Source organism: Piscibacillus salipiscarius JCM 13188 (assembly GCF_001311865.1).
Classification (GTDB): Bacteria; Bacillota; Bacilli; order Bacillales; family Alkalibacillaceae; genus Piscibacillus; species Piscibacillus salipiscarius.
On record NZ_BBCD01000013.1, the window covers coordinates 51,896 to 66,202 of the forward strand.

General features: G+C 40.6%; 12 protein-coding genes and 7 pseudogenes. All 19 read right to left on the reverse strand.

Going from position 1 to position 14,307, the window contains the following annotated elements; translation table 11 throughout:
- Positions 1-55: 55 nt before the first annotated feature.
- The 19 genes and pseudogenes from rplN to rpoC all read right to left on the reverse strand — a co-directional run bounded on the left by rplN (position 56) and on the right by rpoC (position 14,260).
- Positions 56-424 (reverse strand): 50S ribosomal protein L14, encoded by a 369-nt coding sequence (gene rplN / locus JCM13188_RS10160; protein WP_054753871.1) that lies wholly within the window; start codon positions 422-424, stop codon positions 56-58.
- Between the two features lie 38 nt (positions 425-462).
- Positions 463-726 carry a 30S ribosomal protein S17 gene (gene rpsQ / locus JCM13188_RS10165; RefSeq protein ID WP_054753873.1) on the reverse strand — a complete coding sequence of 88 codons (264 nt, stop codon included), beginning with the start codon at positions 724-726 and terminating at the stop codon, positions 463-465.
- Positions 727-746: 20 nt separating this feature from the next.
- Positions 747-949: pseudogene (gene rpmC / locus JCM13188_RS18950) on the reverse strand (50S ribosomal protein L29).
- On the reverse strand, positions 939-1,373 hold the full coding sequence (rplP, locus tag JCM13188_RS10170) for a 50S ribosomal protein L16 (protein ID WP_054753875.1): 435 nt from the start codon (positions 1,371-1,373) through the stop codon (positions 939-941). The pseudogene rpmC and the gene rplP overlap by 11 nt, the downstream one beginning before the upstream one ends.
- Positions 1,374-1,391: 18 nt before the next feature.
- A complete protein-coding gene (gene rpsC / locus JCM13188_RS10175; protein ID WP_054753877.1) occupies positions 1,392-2,036 on the reverse strand; it encodes a 30S ribosomal protein S3 in 645 nt (214 codons plus the stop codon).
- Positions 2,037-2,039: 3 nt separating this feature from the next.
- A complete protein-coding gene (rplV, locus tag JCM13188_RS10180) occupies positions 2,040-2,384 on the reverse strand; it encodes a 50S ribosomal protein L22 (RefSeq protein WP_054753879.1) in 345 nt (114 codons plus the stop codon).
- 19 nt (positions 2,385-2,403) lie between these two features.
- Positions 2,404-2,682 carry a 30S ribosomal protein S19 gene (gene rpsS, locus JCM13188_RS10185; protein ID WP_054753881.1) on the reverse strand — a complete coding sequence of 93 codons (279 nt, stop codon included), beginning with the start codon at positions 2,680-2,682 and terminating at the stop codon, positions 2,404-2,406.
- 57 nt (positions 2,683-2,739) lie between these two features.
- Positions 2,740-3,573: a 50S ribosomal protein L2 gene (gene rplB / locus JCM13188_RS10190; protein WP_054753883.1), complete on the reverse strand. Its 834-nt coding sequence runs from the start codon at positions 3,571-3,573 to the stop codon at positions 2,740-2,742.
- 39 nt (positions 3,574-3,612) lie between these two features.
- The gene (rplW, locus tag JCM13188_RS10195; protein WP_054753885.1) at positions 3,613-3,903 is read right to left on the reverse strand and encodes a 50S ribosomal protein L23; all 291 of its coding nucleotides are present in this window, start codon (positions 3,901-3,903) and stop codon (positions 3,613-3,615) included.
- Positions 3,903-4,525: pseudogene (gene rplD / locus JCM13188_RS10200) on the reverse strand (50S ribosomal protein L4). Before rplD ends, rplW begins: the two are co-directional and overlap by 1 nt.
- A 25-nt stretch (positions 4,526-4,550) precedes the next feature.
- Positions 4,551-5,179, reverse strand: a pseudogene (gene rplC / locus JCM13188_RS10205) (50S ribosomal protein L3).
- 24 nt (positions 5,180-5,203) lie between these two features.
- Positions 5,204-5,512 (reverse strand): 30S ribosomal protein S10, encoded by a 309-nt coding sequence (gene rpsJ / locus JCM13188_RS10210; RefSeq protein WP_054753888.1) that lies wholly within the window; start codon positions 5,510-5,512, stop codon positions 5,204-5,206.
- 349 nt (positions 5,513-5,861) lie between these two features.
- A pseudogene (gene tuf, locus JCM13188_RS10215) lies at positions 5,862-7,072 on the reverse strand (elongation factor Tu).
- A 94-nt stretch (positions 7,073-7,166) separates the two neighbouring features.
- A complete protein-coding gene (gene fusA, locus JCM13188_RS10220; RefSeq protein ID WP_054753890.1) occupies positions 7,167-9,245 on the reverse strand; it encodes an elongation factor G in 2,079 nt (692 codons plus the stop codon).
- Positions 9,246-9,295: 50 nt separating this feature from the next.
- Positions 9,296-9,763: pseudogene (gene rpsG, locus JCM13188_RS10225) on the reverse strand (30S ribosomal protein S7).
- 44 nt (positions 9,764-9,807) lie between these two features.
- Positions 9,808-10,220: pseudogene (rpsL, locus tag JCM13188_RS10230) on the reverse strand (30S ribosomal protein S12).
- A gap of 100 nt (positions 10,221-10,320) precedes the next feature.
- Complete coding sequence (locus tag JCM13188_RS10235; protein ID WP_054753894.1) at positions 10,321-10,572, reverse strand: 50S ribosomal protein L7ae-like protein; 252 nt, start codon at positions 10,570-10,572, stop codon at positions 10,321-10,323.
- Positions 10,573-10,680: 108 nt separating this feature from the next.
- On the reverse strand, positions 10,681-11,124 hold the full coding sequence (locus JCM13188_RS20900) for an RNA polymerase Rpb1, domain 5 protein (RefSeq protein ID WP_369404947.1): 444 nt from the start codon (positions 11,122-11,124) through the stop codon (positions 10,681-10,683).
- Positions 11,067-14,260 (reverse strand): annotated as a pseudogene (gene rpoC, locus JCM13188_RS10240) (DNA-directed RNA polymerase subunit beta'). The gene JCM13188_RS20900 and the pseudogene rpoC overlap by 58 nt, the downstream one beginning before the upstream one ends.
- Positions 14,261-14,307 lie beyond the last annotated feature (47 nt).

Sequence of the window (14,307 nt, forward strand, 5' to 3'; positions counted from 1 at the left end):
CGTGCACCTCCTTGCAAGGCATGGTTTGCTTAATTACATCTATATAAGCGACTAATTATAGTACTTCTGGAGCTAAGGAAACGATCTTCATAAACTGTCTTTCACGTAGTTCACGTGCAACAGGGCCGAAGATACGAGTTCCACGCGGGCTTTTATCATCACGGATAATAACCGCTGCGTTTTCGTCAAAACGGATATAAGAACCGTCTTTACGGCGAACACCGCTCTTAGAACGTACAATAACAGCTCTAACAACTTCACCTTTTTTGACAACGCCGCCTGGTGTTGCTTGTTTAACCGAGCAAACAATTACATCACCAATGTTAGCTGTCTTACGTCCAGAACCGCCTAGAACTTTAATAGTTGAAACTTCACGAGCACCTGAGTTATCAGCAACTTTTAGACGAGATTCTTGTTGGATCATAGGATTTGTTACCTCCCTTCGGAATCAATACCGAGCGATTATATAATAACTGCTTCTTCAACAATTTCAACTAAACGAAAGCGTTTCGTAGCTGATAATGGACGAGTTTCCATGATGCTAACGATATCGCCTTTTTTAGCTTGATTGTTTTCGTCATGCGCTTTGAATTTTTTAGAGTACTTAACACGCTTACCATAAAGCGGGTGGAATTTATAAGTTTCTACTAGAACCGTAATGGTTTTATCCATTTTGTCAGAAATCACGCGTCCAGTATAAACTTTGCGATCTTTACGTTCACTCATTGAGGTAGACCTCCTCTCAATTATCGATTATTAATGCCGACTTCTCTTTCACGAATAACTGTTTTCATACGAGCAATTGATTTTCTAACTTCACGGATACGTACCGTGTTTTCAAGTTGACCAGTTGCTAGTTGAAAGCGTAAGTTAAACAGTTCTTCTTTTAAAGATTTGATTTTTGTTCGATTTCGGCAGTGGTAAGTTCTCTGATTTCGTTAGCTTTCATTGCTATCACCACCAATTTCTTCACGTTTTACGAACTTCGTTTTAACTGGAAGTTTGTGTGACGCTAAGCGTAATGCTTCACGAGCCACCTCTTCGTTTACTCCAGCTACTTCGAATAAGATTTTTCCTGGTTTTACTACTGCTACCCAACCTTCTGGAGAACCTTTACCGGAACCCATACGAACTTCTAGAGGTTTAGCAGTTTTAGGTTTGTCTGGAAAGATTTTAATCCAAACTTTACCGCCACGTTTCATGTAACGAGTCATTGCAATACGAGCAGCCTCGATTTGACGGCTTGTAATCCAAGCTCCTTCAAGTGCTTGAAGACCAAATTCACCATGTGATACTTGTGTGCCACCTTTTGCGCGACCTTTTAAGCTAGCGCGGTGTTGTCTACGAAATTTTACACGTTTAGGCATTAGCATACTGCGAATCCCCCTTCCTTATTTATTGTCAGATTTAGTTGGAAGGACCTCTCCACGATAAATCCACACTTTAACACCTAGTTTACCGTAAGTAGTATCGGCTTCTGCCGTACCATAATCGATATCAGCACGTAATGTGTGAAGTGGTACAGTTCCTTCGTTATATTGTTCCGCACGCGCAATATCTGCACCGCCTAGACGACCAGATACTTGCGTTTTAATACCTTTTGCTCCAGCACGCATTGCACGTTGGATCGCTTGCTTCTGTACACGACGGAAAGAAACGCGATTTTCAAGTTGTCGAGCAATGTTTTCAGCTACTAGAGTTGAGTCTAATTCTGGCTTTTTCACCTCAACGATGTTGATATGAACACGTTTACCAGTTAAGTTACTTAGTTTTGTACGTAGTGCTTCTACTTCAGATCCACCTTTACCAATTACCATTCCTGGTTTCGCTGTGTGGATAGAAATGTTAATACGATTTGCAGCACGTTCAATTTCAATAGAAGATACTGCTGAATCTTTTAAACGTTCTTCAATATATTCACGAACCTGAATGTCTTCGTGTAATAAATCAGCATAATCTTTTTCTGCGTACCATTTAGATTCCCAGTCACGAATTACGCCAATACGAAGACCTTTAGGGTTAATTTTTTGACCCACTGATTATCCCTCCTTCTTTTCTGATACCACAACTGTAATGTGGCTAGTACGTTTGTTAATCGCGCTTGCGCGACCTTGTGCACGTGGGCGGAAACGTTTAAGTGTTACGCCTTCATTTACATAAGCTTCAGAGATATATAGATTATCCGTATCTAGTTCATAATTGTGCTCAGCATTCGCAACGGCTGACTTTAAAACCTTCTCAATGATTGGTGAAGCCGCACGGTTTGTGTGAGCTAGAATTGCGAAAGCCTCGCCAACTTCTTTTCCTCGAATTAAATCCATGACTAAACGAGCTTTACGAGGAGCAATACGAACTGTTTTAGCTACTGCTTTAGCTTGTTGCATCATGCTAACCTCCTCTCAATTAGCGATTTGTTTTCTTATCGTCACCGGAATGACCTTTAAACGTACGAGTTGGAGCAAACTCACCTAATTTATGTCCAACCATGTCTTCCGTAATATAAACGGGTACATGTTTACGGCCGTCATATACAGCAATCGTGTTTCCAACAAAGTTAGGGAAGATTGTAGAACGGCGTGACCATGTTTTAATGACGGACTTCTTCTTTTCATCGTTCATTGTTTCAACTTTTTTCATTAAGTGATCATCCACGAAAGGTCCCTTTTTTAAACTACGACCCATGAATAAACCTCCTTCCGTCTTTTCGCCAATCGCATTAACGATTGAGCTGAATCAAAATTATTTCTTCTTACGACGACGTACAATAAACTTATCTGATTGTTTATTACGCTTACGAGTTTTAAGTCCAAGCGTAGGTTTACCCCATGGTGACATAGGAGATGGAAGACCGATTGGAGCACGACCTTCACCACCACCGTGTGGGTGATCGCTTGGGTTCATTACAGAACCACGAACTGTTGGACGAACACCTTTCCAACGAGTACGTCCTGCTTTACCTACTCTTACAAGTTCATGTTCAATGTTTCCAACTTGACCGATTGTTGCACGGCAAGTACCTAGAATCATACGTGTTTCGCCAGAAGCTAATCGGACTAATACGTATTTTTCTTCTTTACCTAGGATTTGTGCTTGTGCACCTGCTGAACGAACTAACTGTCCTCCGCGTCCTGGTTTTAACTCGATATTGTGAACAGTTGTACCTACAGGCATTTTATTAAGTGGTAGTGCGTTACCTGCTTTAATGTCTGCACCTTCACCAGATAAAATTTCTTGACCTACTTTTAGGCCTTTAGGTGCTAGGATATAGCGTTTTTCACCGTCTGCATAGTTGATTAACGCAATGTTAGCCGAACGGTTTGGATCATATTCGATCGTAGCAACGCGTCCTGGTATACCATCTTTATCACGTTTGAAATCAATGATACGGTATTGGCGCTTGTGTCCTCCACCTTGATGACGAACCGTTAGTTTCCCTTGGTTATTACGTCCTGCACGTTTTTTGACAGGTGCAAGTAGGGATTTTTCCGGGCTATTAGTCGTAATTTCTTCGTTTGTTAAAGTTGACATGTTACGACGCCCGTTACTAGTTGGTTTATACTTTTTAATCGCCATCTGTTTTCCCTCCTTTAATAAATAGTTGATTTATCCGACTTAAACACCTTCAAAGAAATCTAGTTCTTTACTATCAGGCGTTAGAGTTACAATAGCTTTTTTACGATCTGGGCGATAACCTTCGTAACGACCCATACGTCTTTTCTTACCTTTTAAGTTGATTGTGTTAACTTTATCAACTTTAACTCCGAAAATAGTTTCAACGGCATGTTTAATTTCCGTTTTATTAGCTTTGTTAGCCACTTCAAACGTATATTTATTTTCAGCCATTAAATCTGCAGAGTGTTCTGTGATAATTGGGCGCTTAATGATATCTCTTGGTTCTGTCATTATGCAAGCACCTCCCCTGCTTTTTCAGCTGCTTCTTTTGTCATGAACAGCTTGTCATACTTCAGTAAATCTAATACATTAACTTGTTCTACTGTTAGAACATGCACGCCTTGTAGATTGTTAGCAGAACGCTCGATGTTTTCATCTTTATCTGCAGTAACAATTAAAGCTTTTTCGTTTACATCAAAGCTGTTTAGTAATTGAACAACTTCTTTAGTTTTAGGTGCTTCAATGCTTAAGTCTTCTAAAACTACAATTTCATCGTTTTGTACTTTAGAAGATAAAGCAGAACGAAGCGCTAAACGACGTACTTTTTTAGGCATTTTGTAGCTGTAGCTACGCGGTGTTGGACCAAATACAGTTCCACCACCAACCCATTGTGGAGAACGGATAGACCCTTGACGAGCGCGACCCGTACCTTTTGGCGCCATGGTTTACGGCCACCACCAGATACTTCAGAGCGACCTTTCACTTTGTGAGTACCTTGACGTAGAGATGCTTGTTGCATCACAACTGCTTCTTTTAAAACCGTTTCATTTGGTTCAATACCAAAAACTCCATCAGTAAGCTCAAGATCGCCTACCTGAGAGCCAGCTTGATTGTATAGTGCTACTTTAGGCATGACATATCCTCCCTTCGTTTAATATTTAGTTAGCCTTAACCGCACTTGAAATTTCAACATATGATTTCTTCGCACCAGGTACATTACCTTTTACAAGAATCAAGTTGTTCTCTGTATCTACTTTTACAACTTCTAAGTTTTGAATAGTTACAGTTTGACCACCCATTTGCCCAGGTAATTTTTACCTTTGAATACGCGCATAGGGTCAATAACACCCATCGCACCTGGAGCACGGTGATAATGCGAACCGTGAGTCATAGGTCCACGTTGTTGATTATGTCGTTTAATCGCACCTTGGAACCCTTTACCTTTAGAAGTTCCGGTTACGTCGATTTTTTCTCCTGCTTCAAAAACATCCACACTTAACTCTTGACCTACTTCATATTCGTCAAGATTTACGTTACGGATTTCGCGAATGAAGCGCTTAGGCTTAGTATTGGCCTTCTCTGCATGACCTTTTGCCGGTTTATTCGCATTCGATTCTTTTTGATCCGCAAAACCTACTTGAATAGCTTCATAGCCATCGTTTTCAACTGATTTCTTCTGAAGAACTACGTTACCTTCAGCTTGAATTACTGTTACAGGTACTAGTTCGCCGTTTTCAGAGAAAAGTTGAGTCATTCCGATTTTGCGTCCTAAGATTCCTTTCGCCATCCGTTACACCTCCTAAAAATTGTTTTATAGTTTAATTTCAATATCAACGCCAGATGGTAAGTCTAATCTCATTAATGAGTCAACTGTTTGAGGCGTTGGGCTCAGAATGTCAATCAAACGTTTGTGTGTGCGCATTTCAAATTGTTCACGAGCATCTTTATACTTGTGAACTGCACGTAAGATTGTGTAAACAGAGCGCTCAGTTGGCAATGGGATCGGACCAGAAACCTCTGCTCCAGAACGTTTTGCCGTTTCTACGATTTTCTCCGCTGATTGATCAAGCACACGGTGATCATAAGCTTTTAAGCGGATACGGATTTTCTCTTTTGCCATTACTTTCCCTCCTTTTCGTCTATCTTTTCAACAGACATACTCCGTGAAAATTTCCTCCACACTCGCCATGGCAAAGGGGCCGGGTGTGTCAGCAACCTTCCACTTCATCGCCTTTGATATGACTGCAACATTAAACATTATACAGAATAAACCCGCTATTAGCAAGGAATTTCAATAAGTTTCTTTGCAATCACCTTAGTTATTATACTAAGGTTTAGCGCCTCTTTCAACCAATAGGGTAATATTCAGAAAAATTATGATAATAGCCTAGTAAATTTACTCTTTTTTAGTTTAATTAAAAACAAAAAAGACTACCGAATAGATCGGTAGTCTTTTGAATTAACTGTTATTATTCAGTGATAGTTGAAACAACGCCAGCGCCTACTGTACGGCCACCTTCACGGATTGAGAATTTAGTACCTTCTTCAATCGCAACTGTTGTGATTAGCTCAACGTCCATTTCAACGTTATCGCCAGGCATTACCATTTCTACTCCTTCTGGTAGCTGGATTACACCAGTTACGTCAGTTGTACGGAAGTAGAACTGCGGACGTAGTTTGTGAAGAATGGAGTATGACGTCCACCTTCTTCTTTAGATAGAACATAAACTTCTGCTTTAAATTTAGTGTGTGGAGTGATCGAACCAGGCTTAGCTAGTACTTGACCACGTTTGATTTCTTCACGAGAAACACCACGTAATAGTGCACCAATGTTGTCACCAGCTTCAGCATAGTCAAGAAGCTTACGGAACATTTCAACACCAGTTACAGTAGTTTTGCTTGCGTCTTCAGCAAGACCAACGATTTCAACTTCGTCACCAACTGATACTTGACCACGTTCAACACGGCCAGTAGCAACTGTACCACGGCCAGTGATTGAGAATACGTCCTCAACTGGCATCATGAATGGTTTATCAGTGTCACGGTCTGGAGTTGGGATATACTCGTCAACAGCATCCATTAATTCATAGATCGCGTTAACGTATTGCTCTTCGCCTTCAAGAGCCATTAGAGCAGAACCTTTAACTACTGGTACATCGTCACCAGGGAAGTCGTATTCAGATAGTAAGTCACGTACTTCCATTTCAACTAGTTCTAGTAGCTCTTCGTCGTCTACCATGTCACATTTGTTTAAGAATACAACGATGGCAGGTACACCAACCTGACGAGAAAGTAGGATGTGCTCACGAGTTTGTGGCATTGGACCATCAGCTGCAGATACAACTAAGATCGCGCCGTCCATTTGTGCTGCACCAGTGATCATGTTTTTAACATAGTCAGCGTGTCCTGGGCAGTCAACGTGAGCATAGTGACGGTTTTCAGTTTCATACTCAACGTGAGCTGTAGAAATTGTGATTCCACGCTCTTTTTCTTCAGGAGCACCGTCGATTTGGTCATAAGCCATTGCAGTACCTTTACCTGATTTTTGGTGTAATACAGTTGTGATTGCTGCAGTTAAAGTTGTTTTACCATGGTCAACGTGTCCGATAGTACCAATGTTAACGTGTGATTTGGAACGGTCAAATTTTTTCTTTTGACATTTATATTTCCTCCTTAAAATTGAATTAAGTTTTATATGTTTCAGTCATCTCCTAATATAGCATTAGGAGATTACTGTTTACAATAATTCTTATTGTGTTTTTTAAAATAGTGATTTATTGACCACTATTTTTCTTGATGATTTCTTCTGAGATGCTCTTAGGAACTTCCTCGTAATGGCTGAAGTGCATAGTATAAGTTCCACGACCTTGAGTGTTCGAACGTAATGCAGTTGCATAACCGAACATTTCAGAAAGTGGCACGAATGCATTAACAACTGATGCATTACCGCGTGAACCCATACCTTCTACACGTCCACGGCGAGAAGTTACGTCACCCATAATGTCACCCATGTATTCTTCAGGAACAACGATTTCTACTTTCATCATTGGTTCTAGTAAAACAGGGTTACATTTGTTTTTAGCTTCTTTAAGAGCCATAGATGCAGCTACTTTAAACGCAGTCTCGTTCGAGTCTACATCGTGGTATGAACCATCATATAAAGTAGCTTTAACATCGATTAGTGGATAACCTGCAAGTACCCCATTTTCCATTGAATCCTCAATACCAGCTTGAACTGATGGGATATATTCTTTCGGTACAACACCACCAACGATTTTGTTTACGAATTCGAAGCCAGCACCTTCTTCGTTTGGTTCAAATTTAACCCAAACGTGACCGTATTGTCCACGACCACCAGACTGACGTACGAATTTACCTTCAACTTCCGCAGAACCACGGAAAGTTTCACGGTAAGCAACCTGCGGAGCACCTACATTTGCGTCAACTTTAAACTCACGTTTTAGACGGTCAACAATGATGTCTAGGTGAAGTTCACCCATACCATGAATAATTGTTTGGCCTGTCTCTTCGTTTGTTTCAGTACGGAAAGTAGGGTCTTCCTCAGCTAGTTTACCTAAAGCGATACCCATTTTATCTTGGTCTGATTTAGATCTTGGTTCAATAGCAACCGCAATAACTGGATCAGGAAATTCCATAGATTCAAGAATAACTAAATTCTTTTCCTCACATAGAGTGTCACCTGTTGCAGTATCTTTCAAACCAACACCACCAGCAATATCGCCAGCGTAAACCATGTCTACTTCTTCACGGTGGTTTGCGTGCATTTGTAGGATACGACCTACACGCTCACGCTTATCTTTAGAAGCGTTCTTAACATAAGAACCACTGCTTAAAGTACCCGAGTAAACACGGAAGAATGTTAATTTACCAACATAAGGGTCTGTCATAACTTTGAATGCTAATGCAGAGAATGGTTCGTTGTCATCAGACTTACGAACAACTTCTTCATCTGTACCAGGTACGATACCTTCAATTGGAGGTACGTCTAATGGTGATGGAAGATAGTCAATTACTGCATCTAGTAATAACTGAACACCTTTGTTTTTGAAGGCAGAACCACACATTACAGGGTAGAATTCTACATCACAAGTCGCTTTACGAATTGCTGCTTTTAATTCATCAACAGAGAATTCTTCACCTTCAAGATATTTCATCATTAAATCTTCATCAAGCTCAGCAATCGCTTCGACTAGACGTCCGCGGTATTCTTCTGCTTGATCTTTGTACTCATCAGGAATATCTGTCGCTTTAGCGCGAGTTCCAAGGTCATCTTCATAGAAATAAGCTTTCATTTCTACTAAATCAATGATTCCTTCGAACTGATCCTCAGCACCAATTGGTAACTGGATAGGATGCGCATTCGCACCTAAGCGATCTTCTAAAGTACTTACAGAGTATAAGAAATCTGCACCGACTTTATCCATTTTGTTGATGAATACAACACGTGGTACACCGTATGTTGTAGCTTGGCGCCAAACCGTTTCCGTTTGTGGCTCAACACCTGATTGTGCGTCTAATAACGCAACTGAACCATCAAGTACACGAAGTGAACGTTCAACTTCAACTGTGAAGTCTACGTGTCCAGGTGTATCGATGATGTTAATACGATGGTCCTTCCACTGGGCTGTTGTAGCAGCAGAGGTAATCGTGATTCCACGCTCCTGCTCCTGCTCCATCCAGTCCATTTGGGAAGCCCCTTCGTGAGTTTCTCCCAGCTTATGAATGCGTCCTGTATAGAAAAGAATACGTTCAGTAGCTGTTGTTTTACCGGCATCAATGTGAGCCATGATCCCGATATTACGATACCTGTCTAAGGAGAACTCTCTAGGCATATTCATTTCTCCTTCCTGTATTAGAGCTAGATTGTATTATAAATATAATATTACCAACGATAGTGAGCAAACGCTTTGTTCGCTTCTGCCATTTGTGCATTTCTTCACGGCGTTTTACCGCAGCACCTGTATTATTTGATGCATCTAAAATTTCATTAGCTAAACGCTCTTCCATTGTTTTCTCTCCGCGTAATCTTGCGTAGTTAACAATGAAGCGTAAACCTAGTGCTTGACGACGTTCTGGACGTACCTCAACTGGTACTTGGTAGTTTGAACCACCAACACGTCTAGCGCGTACTTCCAATACAGGCATAACATTTTTCATTGCTTCTTCAAAAACATCCATAGCGTTTTGACCACTACGTTCTTGTACTAAATCAAACGCATTGTATAGGATTTTTGTGCAACACCTTTTTACCGTCAACCATGATTTGGTTGATTAAACGTGTTACTAGTTTAGAGTTATAAATTGGATCTGGTAATACGTCTCTTTTAGGAACTGATCCTTTACGTGGCATGTAGAGTTCCTCCTTTCCTTGATGATCTATATCTTAAAAACCGATTATTTTTTAGGCTTTTTAGCACCGTATTTAGAACGACTTTGCATACGGCCTTCAACACCAGCAGTATCTAACGCACCACGAACGATGTGGTAACGAACACCTGGTAAGTCTTTTACACGTCCACCACGAATTAGAACAACACTGTGCTCTTGTAGGTTGTGGCCGATACCAGGAATGTATGCTGTAACCTCAATTTGGTTCGATAAACGAACACGTGCATATTTACGTAATGCTGAGTTCGGTTTTTTCGGTGTCATAGTCGCTACACGCGTGCACACTCCACGTTTTGAGGAGCCGGATTATCAGTAAACTTCTTCTTATAAGAGTTAAATCCTTTGTTAAGTGCTGGTGAGTCAGACTTTTTAGATCTTGTTTTACGGCCTTTACGAACTAATTGGTTAATAGTTGGCATGTTATATCCTCCCTTCTTTAATAAGCATTTCTAATCCCACACATCCAGGTGGTTCATAATTGGGCAAAAAACAAACTTCATACACCTGTGTGTAGAAAGTTTATTTTTTAATTGCCACAGCAGCTGCACCGACATCGATCCCGCTCGCTTCGCCCAATTTTCTCATCGACGCAACAAACGTTATTGGAACATCGTAATCATTGGCTGCTTTCAATACTTTATCCGTTATACGTCGTTCGGCATTTTCAGCCACAACGACTTCAAGTACCTTTCCATGCTTCATGGATTTTAGCACTTGTTTAGCTCCAATAATTAAACTAGATTTAGCCTGTGCTACTTTTTCATAAGACATTCTACATCCTCCAAAGTAAACAGGTTATATGAAGCACCTTGAATATATTATCATTGACCTAATTTATTGTCAATAAAATTATAAATCAATTCAAGGTGCTTCAACCTTTTATGCTTCTGTTGTCATTTCTTCCACTTCTTCTACTACTTCAACTTCATCTTTATCGGCTTCTAGATTACGATATTTCGCCAAACCAGTACCTGCAGGGACAAGTTTACCGATGATAACGTTCTCTTTAAGTCCTAGTAGATCATCATACTTACCTTTAATTGCAGCATCTGTTAAGACTCTTGTGGTCTCCTGGAATGATGCAGCAGATAAGAATGAATCTGTTTCAAGTGAAGCTTTCGTAATACCAAGAATAATAGGCTTCGCAATAGCTGGTTGCTTACCTTCTTTTAGAACTTGGCGGTTAGCTTCTCTAAACTGGTTAACATCGAGTAATGATCCAGGGATAACGTCTGTGTCACCTGATTCAATGACACGTACTTTATTTAACATCTGACGAACCATAACTTCGATGTGTTTATCACTGATTTCAACACCTTGCATGCGGTAAACTTTTGTACTTCTTTTAATAAGTACTCTTCTACACCTTGTAAGCCTTGAGCTTTGATGAGTTCTTTCGGGTCAATCGAACCTTCAGTTAGCGCCTGACCTGCAATAACTTCATCTCCAACTTCAACTTTCATGCGTGCATTGTATGGTGTTGTATAGTTACGGTTTTCAACTTCACCTTGAACGACAACTTCTTTCTTGTCTTTTACATCATTAATTTCTAGAACAGTACCATCTATTTCACTGATAACTGCCTGACCTTTAGGGTTACGCGCTTCGAAGATCTCTTGGATACGCGGTAAACCTTGTGTAATATCGTCTCCAGCAACACCACCAGTGTGGAATGTACGCATGGTTAACTGGGTGCCTGGCTCACCGATTGACTGCGCAGCATGATACCAACAGCTTCGCCTGATTCAACGCGGTCACCCGTTGCCATATTACGTCCATAACATTTAACACAAGCACCGTGATGAGTGTTACAAGTAAAGACGGAACGAATAACAACTGATTCAACGCCTGCATCTTCAATCGCTTTTGCAGTGTCCTCAGTAATTAATTCGTTGCGATCAATAATGACATCACCAGTTTCAGGATGGCGTACTTTTCTAAACGCCGTACGTCCTACTAAACGATCGTATAGAGGAACAATCGTTTCATTACCTTCAGTTAATGCACTAACTGTCATTCCGCGGTCCGTACCACAATCATGCTCACGTATAATGACATCTTGCGCTACATCAACTAGACGACGAGTTAAGTAACCTGAGTCTGCAGTCTTAAGCGCTGTATCCGCAAGACCTTTACGAGCACCGTGTGTTGAAATAAAGTATTCTAATACCGTTAAACCTTCACGGAAGCTTGACTTGATCGGTAACTCAATGATTTTACCTGATGGGTTTGCCATTAGACCACGCATACCAGCTAACTGTGTGAAGTTAGATGCGTTACCACGAGCTCCTGAGTCACTCATCATGAAGATTGGGTTTAATGCGTCTAATGAAACCATTAGTTTCTCTTGAATTCGATCCTTAGCTTCTGTCCAAATAGCAATAACACGATCGTAACGTTCTTCTTCGGTAATTAAACCACGACGGAATTGCTTCATAACTTTATCTATTTTAGCTTGAGCAGAATCTAAGAATTGTTGCTTTTCAGATAGAACAACAATGTCAGATACACCGATTGTAATACCAGCTTTAGTAGAATATTTAAAACCTAAGTCTTTCATCTTATCAAGCATCTTAGAAGTCTCAGAGATCTTATAGTGTTTAAACACTTCTGCGATAATATCTCCTAAAATTCCTTTCTTAAATGGCTTGATTAACTCTCGATTAGGCACTTCCTCTTTAAGGTTAGTTGTCACATCAACAAAGTGCACATCAGGTGTATGCTCTTCTAAGTTGAATGATGTTGGTTCGTTCATATAAGGGAACGAATTCGGTAGCATATCATTAAAGATTAACTTACCAATCGTTGTAACAAGGATTTTCTCATTTTGTTCCTCAGTAAAATGAGGATTACCTAGCGAACTAGCTTTTATTCCAATACGACTGTGTAAGTGTACATAGCCATTATCGTAAGCTAAAATCGCTTCCTCATACGAGGAATAAATTGAGCCTTCACCAAGTGCGTTCTCACGCTCAAGAGTTAAATAATAGTTACCTAAAACCATATCCTGTGATGGTGTAACAACTGGTTTACCATCTTTAGGGTTTAGGATATTTTGAGCCGCTAACATTAAAATGCGAGCTTCAGCTTGAGCTTCTGGTGAAAGCGGGACGTGAACTGCCATTTGGTCACCATCAAAGTCAGCGTTATATGCTGTACATACTAATGGGTGCAGGCGGATTGCACGACCTTCAACAAGCGTTGGTTCAAATGCTTGAATACCAAGACGGTGAAGGGTTGGTGCACGGTTCAGTAGTACCGGATGCTCTTTAATCACATCTTCTAATACGTCCCAAATCTCTGGACGCAAGCGTTCAATGCTTCGCTTGGCCGACTTAATATTATGAGCTAAGCCACGGTTTACTAATTCACGCATGACAAATGGTTTAAATAATTCAATTGCCATCTCTTTTGGTAATCCGCACTGATACATTTTTAAGTTAGGTCCTACAACGATTACAGAACGACCTGAATAATCAACACGCTTACCAAGTAAGTTCTGACGGAAACGCCCTTGCTTACCTTTAAGCATGTGAGAAAGTGATTTTAATGGGCGGTTACCCGGTCCTGTAACAGGGCGGCCACGTCTACCATTATCAATTAAAGCATCAACAGACTCTTGTAACATACGCTTCTCATTCTGCACAATAATCGTTGGCGCACCTAAATCTAACAGACGCTTCAAACGATTATTACGATTGATCACACGGCGATATAAATCATTTAAGTCTGAAGTCGCAAAACGTCCACCATCAAGTTGCACCATTGGTCTTAACTCAGGTGGAATAATCGGAAGTACATCCATAATCATCCAATCAGGGTTGTTACCTGAATTACGGAATGACTCTAATACTTCAAGGCGTTTAATAGCTCTTGTACGACGCTGGCCTTGAGCTGTTTTTAGCTCTTCTTTTAGCTCCTGAACTTCACGGTCTAAATCAACGTCTTGTAGTAACTTACGGATTGCTTCAGCACCCATTTGAGCCTTAAACGTATTTCCGTACTTCTCGTAATAAGCACGGAATTCTTTTTCCGTTAATAGTTGCTTTTTCTCTAAAGGCGTATCACCTGGATCCGTCACGATATAAGAAGCAAAATAAATAACTTCTTCTAAAGCTCTAGGTGATAAATCTAATACTAAGCCCATTCGGCTAGGGATGCCTTTGAAATACCAAATGTGTGAGACAGGGGCAGCAAGTTCAATGTGCCCCATGCGCTCACGGCGTACTTTTGCCTTCGTAACCTCAACACCACAACGGTCACAAACGACTCCCTTATAACGGACACGTTTATACTTACCGCAGTGACATTCCCAATCTTTTGTAGGTCCAAAAATACGTTCACAGAATAAACCATCTTTTTCAGGCTTTAACGTACGATAGTTAATGGTTTCTGGCTTTTTAACCTCACCAAATGACCAAGAACGAATCTTATCAGGTGAAGCTAATCCTATTTTCATAAACTCAAATCTGTTTACATCGATCAAGGAGCCTACCTCCCTTATAT

Bases quoted from the DNA above. Each gene is read 5' to 3' on its own strand.
- rplV (WP_054753879.1), bottom strand. From the start codon at position 2,384: ATGCAACAAGCTAAAGCAGTAGCTAAAACAGTTCGTATTGCTCCTCGT.
- rpsS (WP_054753881.1), bottom strand. From the start codon at position 2,682: ATGGGTCGTAGTTTAAAAAAGGGACCTTTCGTGGATGATCACTTAATG.
- rpsJ (WP_054753888.1), bottom strand. From the start codon at position 5,512: ATGGCAAAAGAGAAAATCCGTATCCGCTTAAAAGCTTATGATCACCGT.
- rplB (WP_054753883.1), bottom strand. From the start codon at position 3,573: ATGGCGATTAAAAAGTATAAACCAACTAGTAACGGGCGTCGTAACATG.
- rplP (WP_054753875.1), bottom strand. From the start codon at position 1,373: ATGCTAATGCCTAAACGTGTAAAATTTCGTAGACAACACCGCGCTAGC.
- rplW (WP_054753885.1), bottom strand. From the start codon at position 3,903: ATGACAGAACCAAGAGATATCATTAAGCGCCCAATTATCACAGAACAC.
- JCM13188_RS20900 (WP_369404947.1), bottom strand. From the start codon at position 11,124: ATGCAAGGTGTTGAAATCAGTGATAAACACATCGAAGTTATGGTTCGT.
- rplN (WP_054753871.1), bottom strand. From the start codon at position 424: ATGATCCAACAAGAATCTCGTCTAAAAGTTGCTGATAACTCAGGTGCT.
- rpsQ (WP_054753873.1), bottom strand. From the start codon at position 726: ATGAGTGAACGTAAAGATCGCAAAGTTTATACTGGACGCGTGATTTCT.
- JCM13188_RS10235 (WP_054753894.1), bottom strand. From the start codon at position 10,572: ATGTCTTATGAAAAAGTAGCACAGGCTAAATCTAGTTTAATTATTGGA.
- fusA (WP_054753890.1), bottom strand. From the start codon at position 9,245: ATGCCTAGAGAGTTCTCCTTAGACAGGTATCGTAATATCGGGATCATG.